The organism is Streptomyces sp. NBC_00386 (genome assembly GCF_036063235.1).
Lineage (GTDB): Bacteria > Actinomycetota > Actinomycetes > Streptomycetales > Streptomycetaceae > Streptomyces.
In genome coordinates, this window is sequence record NZ_CP107950.1 from 5105634 (window position 1) to 5124405 (window position 18772).

At 69.3% G+C, this 18772-nt stretch carries 21 protein-coding genes; 8 read left to right on the forward strand and 13 right to left on the reverse strand.

What is annotated here, in order from left to right; genetic code table 11:
- Positions 1-185: 185 nt before the first annotated feature.
- The 5 genes from OG780_RS22490 to OG780_RS22510 form a co-directional block, all read right to left on the reverse strand.
- Positions 186-494, reverse strand: coding sequence for a hypothetical protein (locus OG780_RS22490; protein WP_037622434.1), 309 nt, complete (start codon positions 492-494; stop codon positions 186-188).
- Positions 495-973: 479 nt separating this feature from the next.
- A complete protein-coding gene (locus OG780_RS22495) occupies positions 974-2299 on the reverse strand; it encodes a S53 family peptidase (protein ID WP_328450860.1) in 1326 nt (441 codons plus the stop codon).
- Between the two features lie 329 nt (positions 2300-2628).
- Positions 2629-2889, reverse strand: coding sequence for a DUF397 domain-containing protein (locus OG780_RS22500; protein ID WP_328450862.1), 261 nt, complete (start codon positions 2887-2889; stop codon positions 2629-2631).
- The gene (locus OG780_RS22505) at positions 2882-3076 is read right to left on the reverse strand and encodes a DUF397 domain-containing protein (RefSeq protein WP_328450864.1); all 195 of its coding nucleotides are present in this window, start codon (positions 3074-3076) and stop codon (positions 2882-2884) included. The genes OG780_RS22500 and OG780_RS22505 overlap by 8 nt, the downstream gene beginning before the upstream one ends.
- Positions 3077-3087: 11 nt before the next feature.
- Entirely contained in the window at positions 3088-3933 is an 846-nt protein-coding gene (locus OG780_RS22510) for a helix-turn-helix domain-containing protein (protein ID WP_328450865.1), read from the reverse strand.
- A 206-nt stretch (positions 3934-4139) separates the two neighbouring features.
- Between OG780_RS22510 and OG780_RS22515 the strand changes: the two genes are divergently transcribed.
- The 4 genes from OG780_RS22515 (at position 4140) to OG780_RS22530 (ending at position 7514) form a co-directional block, all read left to right on the forward strand.
- Positions 4140-4586: an ATP-binding protein gene (locus OG780_RS22515; protein WP_328450867.1), complete on the forward strand. Its 447-nt coding sequence runs from the start codon at positions 4140-4142 to the stop codon at positions 4584-4586.
- 139 nt (positions 4587-4725) lie between these two features.
- Positions 4726-5505 carry a trypsin-like serine peptidase gene (locus tag OG780_RS22520; RefSeq protein WP_328450869.1) on the forward strand — a complete coding sequence of 260 codons (780 nt, stop codon included), beginning with the start codon at positions 4726-4728 and terminating at the stop codon, positions 5503-5505.
- A 107-nt stretch (positions 5506-5612) separates the two neighbouring features.
- Positions 5613-6620 (forward strand): C40 family peptidase, encoded by a 1008-nt coding sequence (locus OG780_RS22525; protein WP_328450871.1) that lies wholly within the window; start codon positions 5613-5615, stop codon positions 6618-6620.
- Positions 6621-6812: 192 nt separating this feature from the next.
- Entirely contained in the window at positions 6813-7514 is a 702-nt protein-coding gene (locus OG780_RS22530) for a phosphatase PAP2 family protein (protein WP_328450873.1), read from the forward strand.
- A gap of 47 nt (positions 7515-7561) precedes the next feature.
- Here the strand turns inward: OG780_RS22530 and OG780_RS22535 are convergent, their stop codons facing one another.
- On the reverse strand, positions 7562-9148 hold the full coding sequence (locus OG780_RS22535; protein ID WP_328450875.1) for an FAD-binding oxidoreductase: 1587 nt from the start codon (positions 9146-9148) through the stop codon (positions 7562-7564).
- Positions 9149-9517: 369 nt separating this feature from the next.
- The gene (locus OG780_RS22540) at positions 9518-9679 is read right to left on the reverse strand and encodes a hypothetical protein (protein WP_328450877.1); all 162 of its coding nucleotides are present in this window, start codon (positions 9677-9679) and stop codon (positions 9518-9520) included.
- Positions 9680-9797: 118 nt separating this feature from the next.
- Here OG780_RS22540 and OG780_RS22545 point away from each other — a divergent pair, with 118 nt between their 5' ends.
- Together OG780_RS22545 and OG780_RS22550 are read left to right on the forward strand one after the other, a co-directional pair.
- Positions 9798-10631 (forward strand): hypothetical protein, encoded by an 834-nt coding sequence (locus OG780_RS22545; RefSeq protein WP_328450879.1) that lies wholly within the window; start codon positions 9798-9800, stop codon positions 10629-10631.
- A gap of 133 nt (positions 10632-10764) precedes the next feature.
- Positions 10765-10953 carry a hypothetical protein gene (locus OG780_RS22550; RefSeq protein WP_328450881.1) on the forward strand — a complete coding sequence of 63 codons (189 nt, stop codon included), beginning with the start codon at positions 10765-10767 and terminating at the stop codon, positions 10951-10953.
- 132 nt (positions 10954-11085) lie between these two features.
- Here the strand turns inward: OG780_RS22550 and OG780_RS22555 are convergent, their stop codons facing one another.
- Positions 11086-11442 (reverse strand): metal-sensitive transcriptional regulator, encoded by a 357-nt coding sequence (locus OG780_RS22555; RefSeq protein WP_326786949.1) that lies wholly within the window; start codon positions 11440-11442, stop codon positions 11086-11088.
- A gap of 237 nt (positions 11443-11679) precedes the next feature.
- Here OG780_RS22555 and OG780_RS22560 point away from each other — a divergent pair, with 237 nt between their 5' ends.
- A complete protein-coding gene (locus tag OG780_RS22560) occupies positions 11680-12300 on the forward strand; it encodes a DUF47 domain-containing protein (protein ID WP_037622416.1) in 621 nt (206 codons plus the stop codon).
- Between the two features lie 7 nt (positions 12301-12307).
- Positions 12308-13306 (forward strand): inorganic phosphate transporter, encoded by a 999-nt coding sequence (locus OG780_RS22565; protein ID WP_328450884.1) that lies wholly within the window; start codon positions 12308-12310, stop codon positions 13304-13306.
- A 443-nt stretch (positions 13307-13749) separates the two neighbouring features.
- Here the strand turns inward: OG780_RS22565 and pstB are convergent, their stop codons facing one another.
- The 5 genes from pstB to OG780_RS22590 form a co-directional block, all read right to left on the reverse strand.
- On the reverse strand, positions 13750-14526 hold the full coding sequence (gene pstB, locus OG780_RS22570; protein WP_328450885.1) for a phosphate ABC transporter ATP-binding protein PstB: 777 nt from the start codon (positions 14524-14526) through the stop codon (positions 13750-13752).
- A gap of 47 nt (positions 14527-14573) precedes the next feature.
- Positions 14574-15632 carry a phosphate ABC transporter permease PstA gene (pstA, locus tag OG780_RS22575; protein WP_328450887.1) on the reverse strand — a complete coding sequence of 353 codons (1059 nt, stop codon included), beginning with the start codon at positions 15630-15632 and terminating at the stop codon, positions 14574-14576.
- Positions 15629-16636 (reverse strand): phosphate ABC transporter permease subunit PstC, encoded by a 1008-nt coding sequence (pstC, locus tag OG780_RS22580; protein WP_328458304.1) that lies wholly within the window; start codon positions 16634-16636, stop codon positions 15629-15631. Before pstC ends, pstA begins: the two co-directional genes overlap by 4 nt.
- A gap of 100 nt (positions 16637-16736) precedes the next feature.
- Positions 16737-17867 (reverse strand): phosphate ABC transporter substrate-binding protein PstS, encoded by a 1131-nt coding sequence (gene pstS / locus OG780_RS22585; RefSeq protein ID WP_328450889.1) that lies wholly within the window; start codon positions 17865-17867, stop codon positions 16737-16739.
- Between the two features lie 484 nt (positions 17868-18351).
- Positions 18352-18765 carry an NUDIX hydrolase gene (locus OG780_RS22590; RefSeq protein WP_328450891.1) on the reverse strand — a complete coding sequence of 138 codons (414 nt, stop codon included), beginning with the start codon at positions 18763-18765 and terminating at the stop codon, positions 18352-18354.
- Between the last annotated feature and the right edge of the window lie 7 nt (positions 18766-18772).

The following is an 18772-nucleotide window of genomic DNA, read 5'->3' on the forward strand; positions in this document are numbered from 1 at the left end:
GAACCACGTAGTACGACGGTAGCCGTGCTGGTTCCCTTGCGGGCGCGGTGTGGTGACTGGACATCAGGGAGTTGCAACCTCAGCCGGTGGGCACGACGGACGGACGGATGGATCGGAGGAGCGAGAATCCGGGCGCGCCCGGCCGGGTACTGGCGGCGCGCCGGGTGTGGCGCGGCCCGGCCGGGCTACACGGCCATGCCGTACACGATGGTGAAGAGCGTGCCGAGGGATCCGATGATGAAGACCCCCGTGAGCCCGGCGATGATGAGCCCCTTGCCCTGTTCGGCGCTGAAGGTGTCTCTGAGCGCGGTAGCGCCGATGCGCTGTTTGGCCGCACCCCAGATCGCGATGCCGAGGCAGAGCAGGATGGCGACCGCCATCACCACCTCGACCATCACCTTGGCTTCGTTGCCCAGGCTGCCGAAGGGGCCCCAGTCCGGGGCGATTCCACCGATGATTGTGTTGATGTCGCCCTTGTCGGCTGCGAAAAGCATGTAAGTCACCGCCCCTAGTGGGTAGTTCTGCACCCCCTGCCACTGCGCGCAGAGGTCGGGCCCATTCTCGCCGACAATGACGCCTTCGTATGTCGACTTGACGTCATTGGTTGGCGGGATTCGTGCGAATTCCTTGGCACCGGCGTACGCGGGACCCTCGCGGGAGGCGTACGGCGGTGTACGAAGAGTCGTATCGTCACTCTGTGTATCACGGGCGGTCACGCCGGGCAATGAAGTGGAAGCGGAACCTGGCACATGGTTCCGTCGTTGTCCCCTTCTACGGTTCGCGCGCCGGGTGAATTCGAACGGACACGGCCGCGCCGGAAGGCTTCTGACGGTGCGTCGCGCCGGTGTTCCCCGGGTCGCCGGGTGCGCGTGGGGTGGACACGCGGAACGGGCCGCGGCTGGTTGCCGCGGCCCGTTCGCGGGGCGGTGCCGGGGAACCCCACGTCTCCCGGCGGCCGCCCGCACTCCGGAGGTCAGCCGGTGAAGGCGGTGACACCCTCCGGGGTGCCCCAGCCGGTCGGGCCGTCGTAGCCCGTGGTGGCGGTGCAGAGGTAGCTGGTGGTGCAGGTGCCGTTGTTCCCCGAGGTCACGTCGTTGAGTGCCGAGGTGCCGGCCGCCGCGTACGGGAACTTCGCCGGGTAGGAGCCGCTCGACGGGGTGCCGCCGAGGGCGTAGACACCCGCGATGACGGGCGCGGAGGCGCTGGTGCCGCCGAACGTGTACCAGCCCGCGGTGATGCCGTACGAGTCGTACACCGCGACACCGGTGGCCGGGTCGGCGACCGCCGCGACGTCGGAGATGGTGCGCTTGGAACAGCCCGTGTCGGTCTGCCAGCTCGGCTTGGTGTCGTACGAGGAGCAGCCGGAGCCGGTGCCCTCGGTGCTGCTGGTCTTCCAGACCGACTCGGTCCAGCCGCGGGTGGTGGAGGCCGCCTTGGTCAGCGCGGTGCCGCCGACGGAGGTGACGTACTGCGAGGCGGCCGGGTACTCGGCGCCGTAGCCCGAGTCGCCCGCGCTGACGGTGATGGCGACACCGGTGTGCTTGAAGTACGAGGTGTCGTACGAGGTGTCGGAGGACGACTCGGAGCCGCCGTAGCTGTTGGAGACGTACTTCGCGCCCAGGGTGACCGCCTCGTTCACGGCGGTACCGAGGTTGGCCATGGTCGCGGACTTGGCCTCGACGAGGAGGATGCTGCACTTCGGGCAGACGGCGCTCGCCATGTCGAGGTCGAGGGACATCTCCTCGGCCCATCCGGTGTCGCTCGACGGCAGTGAGGTGGTCGAGCCGGTCTGGCTGACCTTCTTGAAGCAGCCGTTGGCGGTGGTGCACGCGCTGAGGCCGTAGTAGGAGCGGTAGGTCGCGAGGTCGGCCTCGGCGTTGGGGTCGTTGTAGGCGTCGACGATGGCGATGGTCTCGCCGGAGCCGTTGGAGGCGGCCGCCGAGGTCAGGCCGTACGCGGCCTGGAGGTCCGTCGGTCCGAAGCCGGACGGTGTGGAGGCGTCGGCGGCCTTGGGGGTGACGCCCTTGGCGAAGGCCTTCTCCGCCATGTACTCGGTGACGCCGCCGGTGACCCGTTTGGCGTTGCAGGCGGCGACGCCGGCCCTGGTGGGCGTCGCGCACGCCCTGGTCCAGCTGACGTGGGGGGTGACCTTCGCGGCGCCGGTACGGGCGTCCGCGCTCCCGGCGGCGCCGAGGCCCGCGAGGACGAGGGCGGCGACGCCGAGGACGGCCGCGCCGGTCCGGCGCCAGGTGCCGCGGGCGGGGGTGGGGGAAGGTCTCTGGGGGATTGTGGTGCGCAACGGACAGCCTCCTGAGGATGGTTGACAGGGGCGGTGCGGGTGCGCCGCCGGTGCGGTGTCCCCGGCGGTGGGCCGAGCCGGCCCGCGGACGACCATCCCTTGTTGAGTACGCGACAACAAGAGGCTTATGGAAGCCTTACTTCCGCCTTACTGAACGCGGCAGGCGCGTGACCTTCCCATGGCTCCCGGATGGCTGGAGGCTGACGGCCTCTTGACCCGACTCACAGCTCGTTCAAGGGAATTGCACTGGTGGCGGCGCCGCGCTCGGCGGAGCGCCGCGCGCTTCCGTGGCAGCCACGCTCACGTCAGGACCTCAGGACCTCAGGGCCTCATGGGCGGTCTTCGGCGGGAGCCGGGGGCCGTTCGTCCTCCAGGCCCTCGACGAAGTGGTCGAACTCGCCCGCCTGGACGCCCAGGACGAACGCGTCCCACTTCCTGCGGGTGGTGGTGACGACGTTCTCCGCGTCGCCGGTCTCCCGGATGTAGACCAAGTCGTCCGCGCCGAAGGCGATTTCGATCCAGGGGCCGGGACCGGTCGCGTCCTCCGGGGCGGCGCGTACCCAGTCGAGGTCCGAGGGGATGTCAGTCACGGGGCCGTTCCTCCTTGAGAGCACCCAGAAGAGAGCGGAAGGCCGCGGGCGCGGCGGTGAGTATCGCTCCGCGCGGGTCGCCGGATTCGGTGAGACGGATCGCGCCGGATGCGCGCTCTCCGGCCACGTGGACGCAGGAGTTGCCTTCCGGGCAGTACGACGACTTCTGCCACGCGGGCGTGGGCATCACGGACTCCTTCACAGGTCCTTGAGGATGTTGTGGATGAACGTCTGTGACTGCTCGGGGGGAAGGGCGGCCGCCTCCATACGGTCGAGCAGCACTCGGTACTTGCGCAATTGGGCCTCGGCGTCGAGGAACACAGGGCCGTGCGACTGGTCGAGGTTCACGGTGTCGAGCTGCGGCACGGGTCCTTCGGCGTAGTAGATCGACTGTCCTGAACCGGGGAAGACGGTCGACTGGAACGGGAGGACGTGGATCGCGATGTGCTCCCGCTCGTTCATGTCCGTCAGGTAGGTCAGCTGCTCCCGGGTCACCCGGGAGCCGGCGAACATCATGCGCAGGGCAGCCTCGTGAATGATCACCTGGTGCGGCGTCGGAGGGCTGCGGAAGAGGACGGCTTGCCGCTTCACCCGGAACGACACCCGGTGCTCGATGTCGGGCGGCGGTAGTTCGGGTACTGCCTGGCGGAAGATCTCGCGGGCGTAGTCCGTGGTCTGGAACAGGCCAGGGATGTGCGCCGTGACGGCGGTGCGCAGTCGTCCGGCGTGGTGTTCGAGCTCGGCGAGGTCCAGCAGGCCGGCCGGCAGGATCTCGCGGTACTCCTCCCACCAGCCGCGGACGCGTTGGGCGGTCATGGCGCCGAGCGCCTGGATCAAGGCCCTGTCCAGGCAGTCGTAGTGGGAGGCGAGCGTCTGGACGCGCTCTGCGCTCACGCCGACCCGCCCGGCTTCCATGTTGCTGACCTGGGTCTGCTTGATACCCATGAGTTGACCGGCCTCGGTCGACGTCAGGCCCGCGCGCTCGCGGAGTTTGCGCAGCTCCGTGCCGAAACGGAGCTGGCGACCCGTTGGATTCGTCCTCACGGGCTCGCTGCCTCCTTGCTGGTACCCGTCACCCACTCGGGTGGCAGTAAAGCCGATTCTCGCAATCTGGTGAACGCCTTTACTGGGCGCCGCTACCTTATTGCTGGGACCCCGCCCAGAAGTACCCCGCTCGACGGAGCGGCCGCGGTCACTGGGCACCTAGCGACACGAGAGCAGTCAACTCCCCTCCGTGATCGGAGACTTTCATGGCCACCGTATCCCCGCCCTGGTCCTACACCCTCCAACTCCCGCACGATCCCCGCTCCCCGGGGATCGCCCGTGCCACCCTGCGTGCCGTGCTCGCGGCCCGCGGGCTCACCGAACTGGCGCCGACCGCCGAGCTGTTGGCCTCCGAACTGCTGACCAACGCCCATCTGCACGCGCCCGGTCCGTACGCCCTGCGCGTTCTCTCGGCGGAACCGGACCGGCTGCGGGTCGCCGTGTGGGACTCGGACCCGGCCGTCCCGTCGGGATTCCGGGAGGGTCCCGCCGTCGGCCCACCCGCGCACGACGACGAACACGGCCGGGGGCTGCACCTCGTACGGGCCTGCGCCGACGCGTGGGGGGTCTCCGTGCTGCGCGAGCTGGGGGCGTCGCGGGGCGGGAAGCTGCTGTGGGCGGAGTGCCGCCACTCCGGGGGAGCACGGGACTGAAGCGGCGCCCGGTGGTTCCGGGGCGGGTGGGGCCTGTGGGCCCGGCCGGGCACGGGTGGCCGGGCGGGGTCGGTCTTCACAGGTGATACTCGGACTGGTCCGAGGTTTGTCTCACCCGCTCGCGGCAAGGTGAGGGGCGATGAAGAGCATCCGCATCACCCGTCTCCCGGGAATCCGGCGGCCCGCCCTGCTCGGTGCGGCCCTCGTGCTGCTGGCGGTGACGTCCTCATCCATCGCCGCGGCGAACGACGGTCCCGGGCCGTTCGGCGTGACCGTCCGGGCCGCCGACAACAGCCGGAGCGTCCGGGTGGGCGCGCTGTTCCACGGGGGCGCCGCGAGCGGTGGTGCCGGCGGACACTTCTGCACCGCCTCCGTCGTGCACAGCGAGGGACGGGACCTCCTCCTCACGGCCGCCCACTGTCTGGACGGCGAGGCGGAACTGTCCTTCGCGCCCGGCTACCGGGACGGCAGGGCGCCGTACGGGTTCTGGGACGTCCAGGGCGTGTTCCTCCCCGAGGGGTGGAGGAAGGACCAGGACGAGGACAGCGACGTCGCCTTCGCCGTCCTCGGCACCCGCGACGGCGAGGAGGTCGAGGACGTCGTCGGCGGCGGGAACGCCTTCGCCGCGCACCGCGCCACCGGGGCCACCGCCGTCACCGTCACCGGATACCCCGGCTCCCTCGACACCCCCATCACCTGCACCGACAAGCCCGGCGCGCAGAGCCGTACGCAGCAGCGCGTCGCCTGCCCCGACTTCGCCGGCGGGACCAGCGGCAGTCCCTGGGTGAACGGGGACGGGGCGGTCGTCGGCGTCATCGGCGGCCACGAACAGGGCGGGGACACCGACGACGTCTCGTACAGCGCCGTGTTCGGCACCGAGGCCGAGGACCTCTACCACGTGGCCGCCCTGGCCGGATAGCACCCCTACGCAGGGACATCCCGCTCCGTCCCCGCGCGCGACAACCCCCTCGCACAGGAGCCCGCCTCTACACTGGCCGCGGCGGACTCCTGTGCGGCGAGGGGCGGTTGACGGTGCGTAAGGCCTGGATCGTGGCGACCGCGGCCGTGGGCGCGGGGATGGGCTTCGTGATGGTGCTCGTCGTCGGGGTCTACCTGGTCGCCGGGAACCTCGCGGGCGGCATCGGCGGCGGTTCGGTCGGGCTCGCCAAGGGCGCCGTACCCGCCGCGTACCAGACCCTCGTACAGAAGTGGGGCAACCTCTGCGCCGCGATCAATCCGGCCCTGCTCGCCGCTCAGCTCTATCAGGAGAGCGGATTCAATCCGAACGCGAAGAGTCCGGCACAGGCGGAGGGGATAGCGCAATTCATTCCGGGGACCTGGGCCACGCACGGGGTCGACGGCGACGGGGACGGCGTCCGCGACGTATGGAACCCGAATGACGCGATTCCGTCGGCCGCCTCGTACGACTGCGAGCTCGCCTCCTATGTGAAGAACGCTCCGGGAAACGTCACGGAGAACATGCTCGCCGCCTACAACGCGGGCGCCTACGCGGTCATCAAGTACCGGGGTGTGCCGCCGTACGCGGAGACCCGGAACTATGTGAAGACGATCACCACCCTGGCGAAGAGCTTCGCGGCCCCGGTGACCCGCGTGGACCCCTCGAAGCAGGCCGCGGCGGCCATCACGTACGCGCAGAAGAAGCTCGGCACACCCTACCTGTGGGGCGGCAACGGCACGGCTGACCAGGGCGGACGGTTCGACTGCTCGGGTCTGACCAAGGCCTCGTACGACAGTGTCGGGGTGAGCCTGCCGCGGGTGGCCAACGACCAGTACAACGCGGGGCCGCACCCCAAGCGGGAGGAACTGCTGCCCGGGGACCTGGTCTTCTTCTCGGACGACCTCACCAACTCCCGCGCCATCCGGCACGTGGGCATCTATGTGGGCGGCGGATACATGATCGACGCCCCCCGGTCCGGTGCCGTCATCCGGTTCGACCCCATCGACACGCCCGACTACTTCGGGGCCACCCGGGTGACGGAAGATGGCGCGAAAGCATTGCCCACTTCGGTATGAATCCACCCTTTGACCTGCGGCGATATCTCTCTTCGATAACGTGTGCGTGATCATTCCGTGGAGGGTGGAACGTATGAGAGGGAACCGTGCGTTCCTTTTGACGTAGAGAACTGATCTACAACCACGGGGGTGGATCGAGCGGCGCGCGAAAGGGCGCGGTCGCGGGAAAGACGACGAAGGGGCCGCAGCGCCATGGCGCAACTCGCCGAATCCGGTTCGAACCCCGACGTCGACCTGCTCTACGACATCAATGGCCTGGCCAAGCACGCGCCGCACTGGTTCGACCGGGTCATGGAGTTCGTCGGCGAGTGGGGTCTGCTGCTCGCGATGGTCCTGCTGGTCCTGTGGTGCTGGTCGTCCGTGCGGCGGCGGGGCGGGGCCGACGCGGCGGCGACCGTGGCCGCACTCGTCTGGGCACCGCTCGCGGCCGGGATCGCGCTCCTGGTGAACGTTCCGATAAGAGGGTTCGTGGAGCGTCCGCGCCCCTTCGTGGACCACCAGGGCCTGGCCGTCCTCGTGAGCGGCAAGACCGGCTTCTCCTTCGTCAGCGACCACGCGACGATCACCATGGCGGTGGGCGTCGGACTCTTCGTCGCCCACCGGAAGTTCGGACTCGCCGGGATCGCGCTGGCGCTGCTCGAAGGGTTCTGCCGGGTCTTCATGGGCGTGCACTACCCGACGGACGTCATCGGCGGATTCGCACTCGGCACAGCCGTCGTCCTGCTGCTGTCGCCACTCGCCACGGCCCTGCTGACCCCGGTCATGAAGGCCGTGGAGGGGGCTCCGCGGGCGGGCCGGCTGATCCGGGCGCGCGGCACCGCACCCGCCGGACAGGAGGCCCTGATCCCGGGGGCGCGGACCGAGCACACCGAGGAAAGGGACCTCGCCGCCTGACTCCCCGCCCGGTCACGGCACCGCCCGCACGGCACCCCCGGTCACCCTCACAGGGCCTGGGGGAAGGAGAAGAAGCGGTGCGGGTCGTACTGGCGCTTCAGCGCCGTCAGCCGGGTGGCCGCGTCACCGTAGTAGGCCTTGCGCCAGTCGGTCAGCGTCGCGTCGGTGTAGTTCTGGTAGGCCGCGCCCGAGGCGTACCGGGCCATCGCGTTGTGGGCGCCGGTCAGCCAGGACTGGGCGGTGGTGCCGGAGGTGCCCGCCCGCCAGGAGACGATGTACTGGGCGAGCATGCGCGAACGGCGGTGCACGAACGCCGTTGACGTGGGCGCGACGCGGTTGACGGCGCCGCCGAGCGCGGTGAGCGCGATGCTGCCCGCGCCGCCGCGGACGGCGGAGATCTGGTTCAGGAGCGTCTGGACACCGGCCGCCGAGATCGACCGGTCGAAGAAGTCCGAACGGGCCGCGTACGTCTCGCGGCCGAGGACGCCCTGCGGGCTGCGGCCCGGCGTCGACCCCGGCAGGTGGCACTGGGCGTCGGCCGAGAACGACGAGCAGCCCGCGTACACCTCCATCGACTCCTCGTACGAACGCCTCTTGAGGGAGACGCTGCGCGCGGGGGAGCCGATCCGGTCCGCCAGCCGGTCCACCGCGTTCTGGAGTTCGCCGTAGGTGCCGAGGGAGAAGGCGGCTATGGAGACGGTGGGTGTGCCGCCGGCCGCGTTGGACAGGTGGCAGGAGGACCAGATCTCGTCCGGCTGGCTCGGGCCCCACTCCTGCCAGGCCTTCACCACCGCGGCGGCCTTGGCCCACGGCCAGGTCATGTACGCCGAGACGCCCTGCGGCGCGGGATGCGTCCTGAAGCGGAGCTCGGTGACGACGCCGAAGTTGCCGTTGCCGGCGCCGCGCAGCGCCCAGAAGAGGTCCTTGTTCTCGGTCGCGTTCGCGGTGAGCTGCTTGCCGTCGGCGGTGATCAGCGTCGCCTGGGTGAGGCTGTCGCAGGTCAGTCCGTACGCCCGTGACACGACGCCGTGGCCGCCGCCCAGGGTCAGTCCGGAGACGCCCACGGTGGGGCAGGAGCCGGCGGGGATGGTGACGCCCTTGGCGGCCAGCGCGCGGTAGACGTCGATCAGCTTGGAACCGGCGCCGACGACCGCCTCGTTCGCCGACGCGCGGATCTTGTTCAGCTTGGAGACGTCGATGATCAGACGGCCGTTGCCGGAGGACCAACCCGCGTAGGAGTGGCCGCCGTTGCGGATCGAGACCTTCACGCCGTGGGCGCGGGCGTAGTCCATGGTGGTGCGGATGTCGTCGGCGTGCGCGACATAGGCGACGGCGGCGGGCTTCAGGTTGTCGAAGCGCGTGTTGTAGAGCTGGTGGGCGGCAGGCCAGCTCCGGTCGCCGGGGCGGATCAGGGCGCCGTCGAGCTGGTGGGACAGCGCGGTCCAGTTGGCGGCCGCGCGGTTCGCCGCGGTCTCCGTCCGGATGCCGGTGCTCTCGGCGGCGGTGCTCGTGGTGTTCGTGCTCCCGGCCTTGCCGTCGGCGCCCGCGCCGCCCTGGTCGCTGCCGTTGCAGGCGGACGTCGTCGCCGCCGTGAGGACGGCGGTGGCTCCGCCGATGAACGAACGCCGTTGCATGTGTGCCTCCCGTGGGTTCCGTGGAACGAGACGGGTCCCCGGGCCCCGGGGTTCCGCGCGGCTGTGTCGCAGAACTGCTACAGCACTTCGCATCCCAGCACGCCCGCTCGGGGGCGGGGGCAGCGGGGTGGACGGAGCGGGGCGGGCGGAGCGGCCGACGCTTCGTGACGTCGGCCGCTCGCGGAAGTCCGGTGGACGCCCGCATCGATCAGCCGGAGCCGACGGCCAGTAGGTGCAGGAGTTCAGGTATTCGCTTCCTTCGTACCTGGCGACCTGAACTCCGATGTCGATGACACCCGCGCTGTGGCTGTGACGGTGCCCCCTGGGGGCCGCGGCGGCCGGCGGCATCGCCGCCGCCCGTACGCAGGTTCAGCCCGTGTTGTGCTTGTCGGCGTCCGTGCGGGCCTGGCTCCTGGCGCGGCGGGCCGGGCCTCGCCAGCCGCAGGTGCAGCGGGCCAGACAGAAGGGGCCTTGCTCGACCGTAGTCGTCCGGTGGCCGGAGGGAGGGTCCGTCTCGTCCAGATGCTCCACGCCTCCAACGTTACCCAAGCCCGGTGAACGGACTCCTGCCGCGTGACGGGTGCCCTCACCTGTCGTTAACCGGAACGACGGGAAGGCCCGGGACGGACCGGCTGGGGGTCGGTGGACGATGGTGGCGCAGCAACAGGAACGGACGGCGGTCCTGGTCGCGTTCGTCGCGGCGGGGCTGATCGTCTGCGGCACCGGGTGCTCGGGCGGCGGGGCGGCCGCGGAGGACGTCCGCACCGGGCCAGGCACGGCCGGGACGCTGCGCCGGGCGGTGGCCGTCCTGGAGCGCGCCGGCAGCGCGAAGGCCAGCACGTCGATGGAGATGGCCACCGGCGGGACCCGGGTCACCATCCGCGGGCAGGGCGTGTACGACTTCAGGAAGCAGACCGGGCGGCTGAAGGTGCTGCTGCCGCAGGACCCGGCGGGAGCGGCCGAGCACCGTCCGATCACCGAACTCCTCGCCCCGGGCGCTCTGTTCATGAAGAACCGGGGCGCCGGGGTGCCCGCCGACAAGTGGGTGCGCGTGGAGACGGCCGGTCTCACGGACGGCAACCTGGTCACGGGCGGCGCCACCGACCCGTACGCCGCGGCCGAACTGCTGCGCGGCGCGCGGTCGGTGACCTACGTGGGGAAGACCGAGGTCGCCGGGATCTCCGTACGGCACTACCGGGGGACCGCCGACCTCGGCACCGCCGCGCGGGACGCCGCGGAGGGGCAGCGGCCGGCGCTGAGGGCGGCGGCGAAGGGGTTCGCCACCACCGAGGTCCCGTTCGACGCCTACCTCGACGACGAGGGGCGGCTGCGCAAGGTCCGGCACCGGTTCAGCTTCGTCAACGGACAGCGGACGGGCACTGTCGCGGTCGCCTCGACACTCCTGCTGTACGACTTCGGCAGCCCCGCCGTCGTACGGCTGCCGGATTCCTCGGACATCTACGCCGGGAAGATCGCGGAGTAGTGGCTTCCGGAGAGATGGGCAAGAGCATCCGGAGCCGTAGCTTCAGAGGAGGGCTGGAAATGGCCCTTCCGTGCCATGCGCGTTGTGTAGGCCGCTCCCTACTCTAGGAAGTCGGTTACGGCAGGAAGAGGTGATGCGCGTGGCTCCGGTCGGCGGTGCGGCAGTTCAGGACCACGTGGCCCTCGCCGAGATCGACCTGTGCGCCGAGCTGATCATCGCGGCCTCGGCGGTGCACGAGGACCGCCTCAGCCTGGAGAGCATCGACGCGGTGCTGAAAGTGGCCGAAGAACGCGCTCCAGGGCAGCGGGGCGTGGAGGACTAGTCCTTTCCGGCCCCCATACGCCCCCCCGCCCGGCCCCGTCCGGTGGCCGAGGCGCGCGCGCCGTGGATGTCACATGCGTCGTATCTCTCACGTTTCGCGTACTTCTCGTGGTTTGTGCTGTCGGCGGGTGGCTCAGGTGCGCAGCAGGCGGCCGATCGCCTTCGTCGCTTCCTCGACCTTCGCGTCGATCTCGTCGCCGCCCTTGAGGGCCGCGTCCGCCACGCAGTGGCGCAGGTGCTCCTCCAGGAGCTGGAGGGCGAAGGACTGGAGCGCCTTGGTGGAGGCGGACACCTGGGTGAGTATGTCGATGCAGTAGACGTCCTCGTCGACCATCCGCTGGAGGCCGCGGATCTGGCCCTCGATGCGGCGCAGCCGCTTCAGGTGCTCGTCCTTCTGCTGGTGGTAGCCGTGGATGCCGCGGTCGTGGTCGGTCACGATCTTCTGCGCGTCGCCGGAGGGCGTCGTCGCGCCGGCCTCGGTGGTCGTCATCGCGTCCTCCTGCTGGATCCGATCGGCGATCCTGTCTGAAACGCCACTTACATATACCCCTGGTGGGTATATCGTACCGAACTTTGCTGGGTAAGGAGCCCTTGCCCGGCGCCGGTACCGGACCCCGTGCCGATCCCTGTGGCTGATGGGCGACACTGGGTGGCGGCCCATTAGCCGTGGCCGGATGATGCGCCTAGCATCAGCCTGACCGAATCGAAGCACCCCGAGGACCCCAACGTGCGCTTTCGTCTGACCCCCAGGGAGACGAGCTTCTATGACATGTTCTCCGCATCCGCGGACAACATCGTCACGGGCTCGAAACTCCTGATGGAACTGCTCGGGGCGGACGCTTCCGCTCGGGCCGAGATCGCAGAGCGTATGCGGGCCGCGGAGCACGCCGGTGACGACGCGACACACGCGATCTTCCACCAGCTGAACTCCTCCTTCATCACGCCGTTCGACCGCGAGGACATCTACAACCTCGCCTCGTCCCTCGACGACATCATGGACTTCATGGAGGAGGCCGTCGATCTCGTCGTCCTCTACAACGTCGAGGAACTCCCCAAGGGCGTCGAGCAGCAGATCGAGGTGCTGGCGCGGGCCGCAGAGCTGACCGCCGAGGCCATGCCCAACCTGCGGACCATGGACAACCTCACGGAGTACTGGATCGAGGTCAACCGTCTGGAGAACCAGGCCGACCAGATCCACCGCAAGTTGCTGGCCCACCTCTTCAACGGCAAGTACGACGCCATCGAGGTGCTGAAGCTCAAGCAGATCGTGGACGTGCTGGAGGAAGCGGCCGACGCGTTCGAGCACGTGGCGAACACGGTGGAGACCATCGCCGTCAAGGAGTCCTGACCCGTTCATGGACACCTTTGCTTTGATCGTGACCATCGGGGTCGCGCTCGGATTCACATACACGAACGGCTTCCACGACTCGGCGAACGCCATCGCCACCTCCGTGTCCACGCGCGCCCTGACGCCGCGGGCCGCGCTCGCCATGGCCGCGGTGATGAACCTCGCCGGCGCGTTCCTCGGCAGCGGGGTCGCCAAGACCGTCAGTGAGGGGCTGATCCAGACGCCCGAGGGTTCGAAGGGGATGGGCATCCTCTTCGCCGCGCTCGTCGGCGCGATCACCTGGAACCTGATCACCTGGTACTTCGGTCTGCCGTCCTCGTCCTCGCACGCACTGTTCGGCGGCATGGTCGGCGCGGCGCTGGCCGGTGGCACGGCGGTCTACTGGAGCGGGCTGCTCGACAAGGTCATCATCCCGATGTTCCTGTCGCCGCTCGTCGGTCTGCTCGTCGGCTATCTCGTGATGACCGCGATCATGTGGATGTTCCGGCGGTCCAACCCGCACAAGACCAAGCGCGGATTCCGTATCGCACAGACGGTGTCCGCGGCCGGCATGGCGCTCGGCCACGGTCTCCAGGACGCCCAGAAGACGATGGGCATCGTGGTGATGGCGCTGGTCATCGCCGGCGAACAGGGACCGAACGACCCGATCCCGGTCTGGGTGAAGATCGTCTGCGCGACGATGCTGTCGCTGGGGACGTACGCGGGCGGCTGGCGCATCATGCGGACGCTCGGGCGGAAGATCATCGAGCTCGATCCGCCGCAAGGCTTCGCCGCCGAGACGACCGGTGCGTCGATCATGTTCGTGTCGGCCTACCTCTTCAAGGCGCCGATCTCCACGACCCATGTCATCACCTCGGCGATCATGGGTGTCGGGGCGACGAAGCGGGTGAACGCCGTGCGGTGGGGTGTCGCCAAGAACATCGTCCTCGGCTGGTTCATCACCATGCCGGCCGCGGCGATCGTGGCGGCGTGCGCCTTCTGGGTCGTGAACCTGGCGTTCCTGTAGGGCGTGATCGCTGCTGGGGGTGCCCGGCAGAGCGCGGGCCGGTCCTTCGGGGCCGGCCTTTTGCGTTTCCGGGGCCCGGGGGTTCGCGTGGGCGCCGCCCGTCGTGGTCCGGCCTTGGGAGTTCGCGTGGGAGCAGGTCCGTCGTGGTCCGGCCTCGGGGACTTCGCCCCCTCCCACCGCTGCCCGTCCCGTACCTGGGGGCTGCCGCCCTCGGACCCCCGCGTCGGCCTGAACGGCCTCGTCCTCGAACGCCGGACGGGCCGAAGATCAGCGGCCGGGGTATCCAACGCCAGGCTCGGTGCGGGAAAACGAACGGGCCCTCGGAAGTGGCCCGCGGAAGGGAAAACGAACGGGCCCGCCCCTGGGAGCCAGGGGCGGGCCCTTCTCGTCCTCGCGGTGGCACCGCCATGCAGCACCGCGAGGGGTTCCAGGAGGCGGTCCGGTCAGCCGAAGCGACCGGAGATGTAGTCCTCCGTGGCCTGGACGGACGGGTTGGAGAAGATGCGCTCCGTGTCGTCGATCTCGATCAGGCGGCCGGGCTGGCCCACCGCGGAGAGGTTGAAGAACGCGGTGCGGTCGGAGACGCGCGCGGCCTGCTGCATGTTGTGCGTCACGATGACGATCGTGAAGCGCTCCTTCAGCTCACCGATCAGGTCCTCGATGGCGAGGGTGGAGATCGGGTCCAGGGCCGAGCAGGGCTCGTCCATGAGGAGGACCTGCGGCTCCACCGCGATCGCCCGCGCGATGCACAGACGCTGCTGCTGACCGCCGGACAGGCCGGACCCGGGCTTGTTCAGCCGGTCCTTGACCTCGTTCCAGAGGTTCGCGCCCTTGAGGGAGCGCTCCACGACGTCGGCGAGCTCGGACTTCTTGTAGCTGCCGTTCAGCTTCAGGCCCGCCGCCACGTTGTCGAAGATCGACATGGTGGGGAAGGGGTTGGGGCGCTGGAAGACCATGCCGATGGTGCGGCGCACGGCGACCGGGTCTATGCCGTTGCCGTACAGGTCCTCGTCGTCCAGGAGCACCTTGCCCTCGACGCGGCCGCCGGGGGTGACCTCGTGCATGCGGTTCAGGGTGCGCAGGAAGGTCGACTTGCCGCAGCCGGAGGGGCCGATGAAGGCCGTCACGGAGCGGGGCTCGACCGTCATGGAGATGTCTTCGATCGCCTTGTGGGCGCTGTAGTAGGCGGTCAGACCGCTTACGTCGATTCGCTTGGCCATGTCAGTCACTGCTTCTTTCGAAAGGATCGGGTCGCTGATCGGCCGCGTCAGCGGCCCGTCTTGGGTGCCTTCCAGCGCGCGATGGCGCGGGCTCCCATGTTGAGAATCATGACGAAGAGGATGAGGACCAGTGCTGCGGCCCACGCCCGGTCGGTGGCCACATCGGTTCCGGCGCTGTACTGGCGGTAGATGTACAGCGGGAGCGAGGCCTGCGGGCCGTCGAACGGGTTGTTGTTGATGAAGTTCGTACCCCACACCAACAGCAGCACGGGAGCGGTCTCGCCGGCGATACGCGCGACCGCGAGCATCACACCCGTGGTGATACCGCCGATGGACGTCGGCAGAACCACCTTGATGATGGTGCGCCACTTCGGGATGCCGAGCGCGAGGGAGGCCTCGCGCAGCTCGTTCGGGACGAGCTTGAGCATCTCCTCGGTGGAGCGGACCACCACGGGCATCATCAGGATCGCCAGGGCCATCGCGCCGGCGAAGCCGGAGTAGCCCATACCCAGGATCAGGATCCAGAAGCTGAGAACGAACAGGCCGGCGACGATCGACGGGATGCCCGTCATGACGTCGACGAAGAAGGTGACCGCGCCGGCGAGCTTGCCGCGTCCGTACTCGACGAGGTAGATCGCGGTGAGCACGCCGATCGGCACGGCGATCAGGGTCGCGATGCCCACCTGCTCCAGGGTGCCGAGGAGCGCGTGGTAGATACCGCCACCGGGCTCGTTGTCGGCGACGACACCCATGGAGTGGGTCAGGAAGTACATGTCGAAGGCCTTCGCACCACGCTCGATGGTCTCCCAGATCAGGGAGGCCAGCGGGATGACGGCGACGACGAAGCAGGCCCACACCAGGGTGGTGGCGACGCGGTCCTTGGCCTGGCGGCGGCCCTCGACGCGTGCGGCGACGACGAACGTACCGAGGACGAAGAGGATCGCGGCGATCAGGCCCCACTGGACCTTGCTGTCCAGGCCGGCGCCCAGGCCGATGCCCACGGCCACGGCGACGGCTCCCGCGGCGATGGCCCAGGAGGACCACTTGGGGAGGGTGTTGCCGCGCAGCGTGCTGGCGTGCTTTCGGGTGACGGGTGCGTTGCTCATGCGTTGGCCCCCGAGTACTCCTTGCGGCGGTTGATGATGTAGCGCGCCGCGCCGTTGACCAGCAGCGTGATGATGAACAGGACGAGACCCGAGGCGATCAGGGCGTCCTGGCCGAACACGGTGGCCTCGTTGAACTTGCTCGCGATGTTCTGCGCGAACGTGCCGCCGCCCGGGTCCAGCAGGCTGGCCTGGATGTCGAAGCTCGGGGAGAGCACGGTGGCGACGGCCATCGTCTCGCCGAGCGCGCGGCCGAGGCCGAGCATCGAGGCGGAGATCACGCCGGAGCGGCCGAAGGGCAGCACCGACATGCGGATGACCTCCCAGCGCGTGGCGCCGAGGGCCAGCGCGGCTTCCTGGTGCATCTGCGGTGCCTGGCGGAAGACCTCACGGCTCACGTTGGTGACGATCGGAAGGATCATGATCGCGAGCAGGAGGCCGACGGTGAGCATCGAGCGGGGAGCTCCGCCCTGCCAGGCGAAGATGCCGGTCCAGCCGAAGTAGTGGTCGAGCCAGCCGAATAGGCCGTTCAGGTGCGGTACGAGGACGATGGCGCCCCAGAGGCCGTACACGATGGACGGGACGGCGGCGAGCAGGTCGATCACGTACGCGATGGGTCCGCCGAGCTTGCGCGGCGCGTAGTGCGTGATGAACAGCGCGATTCCGACGGCGACCGGGACCGCGAGTGCCATGGCGATGATCGCGGAGACCACCGTGCCGAAGGCCAGCACCGCGATGCCGAAGACCGGCGGAATGGTGTTGGTGTTCCACTCGAACGTCGTGAGGAAGTTGCCCTCGTTCTTGCTGAGCGCAAGGGACGCGCGGTAGGTGAGGAAGACCGCGATGGCGGCCATGATCACCAGGAGGAGGATGCCGGAACCGCGGGAGAGCGCGAGGAACACGCGGTCGCCGGGGCGGGTGGCGCCGCGGGCGGCGCGCTTCCGCGAGGCACCCGAAGATCGTGGGGCGGGGGGAGGGGCTTCAGTGCTCTGTGTCGATATGTCCATCATGAGTCTCCGGTCTGCGGAGCCGGATCGAGTGGCGGCTCCAGGCGGCGGTGCACCGGACGGTGCGGCCCGCCTCGGCGAGGCGGGCCGCACACTCGGATCAGCCCAGGTTCGAGATGGTGGAACGAACCTTGGTGATGATCTCGGCGGGGATCGGGGCGTACTGGGCGGCGGTCAGCTGGTTCTGGCCGTCCTCGCTCGCGATGTAGGTCAGGAAGGACTTGGTGGCGGCCAGGGTGTCGGCCTTGTTGCCCTTCTCGCAGAGGATCTCGTAGGTGACCAGCGTGAGCGGGTAGGCGCCCTCGGCGGTCGGCTTGTAGTTGAGCTCCAGGGCCAGGTCGTTGCCGGTGCCGACGACCTTGGCGGTCGAGATGGCCTTGGTGGCGTTCTCGACGCTGGCCTTGACCGGGGTGGCGGCGTCCGTCTTGAGGTCGACGGTGTTGATGCCGTCAGCGGCGTAGGAGAGCTCGAAGTACGAGATCGCACCCGGGGTCTGCTTCACCTGCTGGGCGAGGCCGGAAGAACCCTGAGCGGACTGGCCGCCCTTCGCCTGCCACGCCTTGCCGCCGGAGTACTTCCAGTCGGACGGGGCGGTGGCGATGAGGTACTTGGTGAAGTTGTCCGTGGTGCCGGACTCGTCCGAGCGGTGGAACGCCTGGATCTTGGTGCTGGGGAGCTTCGCGTCGGGGTTCAGCTTCTTGATGGCCGCGTCGTCCCAGGTCTTGATCTTGCCGTCGAAGATCTTGGCGATCGTCGCGGAGTCCAGGACCAGGTTGTCGACACCGTCGACGTTGTAGCCGAGCGCGATGGGGCCACCGACCATGGGCAGGTCGACCGCGGCGTTGCCGGCGCAGGCCTTCTTGGCGGCCGCGGCGTCCTCGGGCTTCAGGGCCGAGTCCGAACCGGCGAACGCGGTCTGACCCTGGGTGAACGCCGTGACACCGGCGCCCGAGCCCGTCGGGTTGTAGTTGATCTGAACGTCCTTGCAGGCCGCCGTGTAGGCCTTCACCCAGGCGTCGATCGCGTTCTTCTGCGCGGAGGAGCCGGAGGCCTGGAGCTGGCCCTTGGCGCCGTCACACTTGATGGCGCTGTTGTTGCTGGCCGAGGCCGAGCTGCCGCCACCGTTGGTGTTGCCGGTGTCGTCAGAGCCGCACGCCGTGAGGGCCAGGGCGCCGGAGACGGCGAGAGCACCGAGGGTGAGGGCACGCCGGTTCATGCGCTGAAGCTTCACTTCGGGAGTTCCTTCCAGGAGCCGCCGTCAGGTGGCGGCGTGCGATGTCTGTGAACTGCGTTCCGTAGCGAGGTGAAGGGTTCGCCTTGGGCGTCCTTCGCACCGCGTAAGGCCGAAATTAAGCAGATCAGGTGAAGGCGCCGAAGGCCGTAAGTGAACGCAGGGTGAACCCCTGACGGCGGTGCGGTGAGGTCACGGAACGCTCACGTCGAGGACACGGCTGTGTCCCGGCTGAGGGGGCCGGAAGGGAAACTCCAGGTAATCGAACGGGTGCGGACGTGACGGGCAGTGCCCATGTTCCCGTCATAGCTCGTTCGCCCCGATTTCCTCATGAGCCACAGCGAAGGGCCCGCTCACTACGGTGAGTGCCGGTCGTCGGCTCCCAGGCTGGTTTCCGCGCATGCCGAGGCGCCGCGCCGGACGCCAGGAGCGGCGCCCGCATATGCCGGACGCCAGGAGCAGCGCTCATATACAGGGGAACACGTCAGGCCGGACGCAGCGCGTTCAGCAGTGCGTCCACCAGATCACGGTCGCGCGGCTGGGTGAGGCGGTGGCGTGCGGCGGTGGGGGAGAGCCAGAGCACGCGGTCGACCTCGTCGTTCGGGACGAAGCGGCCGGCGGCCGCCTCGGCGGACCAGTAACGGACCTCCTTGGGGCGTTCGCCGACGACGTAGCGGAGCGTGGGAAGCACGGCGCCGGGGACGGCGTCGTAGCCCGTCTCCTCCTCGACCTCGCGCAGCGCGCCGGTCAGGAACCCCTCGCCGCGCTTCAGCTTGCCCTTCGGGTGCGACCAGTCGTCGTACTTGGGCCGGTGGACGAGGCAGATCTCCAGCGCGGAGTCGACCGGGGAGCGGCGCCACAGGACGCAGCCCGCCGCGTGAATGGTGTCGTCGACCATGGGGCCT

Coding starts and splice junctions, on each gene's coding strand:
- OG780_RS22490 (WP_037622434.1), bottom strand. CDS start 494: ATGCTTTTCGCAGCCGACAAGGGCGACATCAACACAATCATCGGTGGA.
- OG780_RS22505 (WP_328450864.1), bottom strand. CDS start 3,076: ATGCCCACGCCCGCGTGGCAGAAGTCGTCGTACTGCCCGGAAGGCAAC.
- OG780_RS22515 (WP_328450867.1), top strand. CDS start 4,140: ATGGCCACCGTATCCCCGCCCTGGTCCTACACCCTCCAACTCCCGCAC.
- OG780_RS22520 (WP_328450869.1), top strand. CDS start 4,726: ATGAAGAGCATCCGCATCACCCGTCTCCCGGGAATCCGGCGGCCCGCC.
- OG780_RS22530 (WP_328450873.1), top strand. CDS start 6,813: ATGGCGCAACTCGCCGAATCCGGTTCGAACCCCGACGTCGACCTGCTC.
- OG780_RS22535 (WP_328450875.1), bottom strand. CDS start 9,148: ATGCAACGGCGTTCGTTCATCGGCGGAGCCACCGCCGTCCTCACGGCG.
- OG780_RS22545 (WP_328450879.1), top strand. CDS start 9,798: ATGGTGGCGCAGCAACAGGAACGGACGGCGGTCCTGGTCGCGTTCGTC.
- OG780_RS22550 (WP_328450881.1), top strand. CDS start 10,765: ATGCGCGTGGCTCCGGTCGGCGGTGCGGCAGTTCAGGACCACGTGGCC.
- OG780_RS22555 (WP_326786949.1), bottom strand. CDS start 11,442: ATGACGACCACCGAGGCCGGCGCGACGACGCCCTCCGGCGACGCGCAG.
- OG780_RS22565 (WP_328450884.1), top strand. CDS start 12,308: ATGGACACCTTTGCTTTGATCGTGACCATCGGGGTCGCGCTCGGATTC.
- pstB (WP_328450885.1), bottom strand. CDS start 14,526: ATGGCCAAGCGAATCGACGTAAGCGGTCTGACCGCCTACTACAGCGCC.
- pstA (WP_328450887.1), bottom strand. CDS start 15,632: ATGAGCAACGCACCCGTCACCCGAAAGCACGCCAGCACGCTGCGCGGC.
- pstC (WP_328458304.1), bottom strand. CDS start 16,636: ATGGACATATCGACACAGAGCACTGAAGCCCCTCCCCCCGCCCCACGA.
- OG780_RS22590 (WP_328450891.1), bottom strand. CDS start 18,765: ATGGTCGACGACACCATTCACGCGGCGGGCTGCGTCCTGTGGCGCCGC.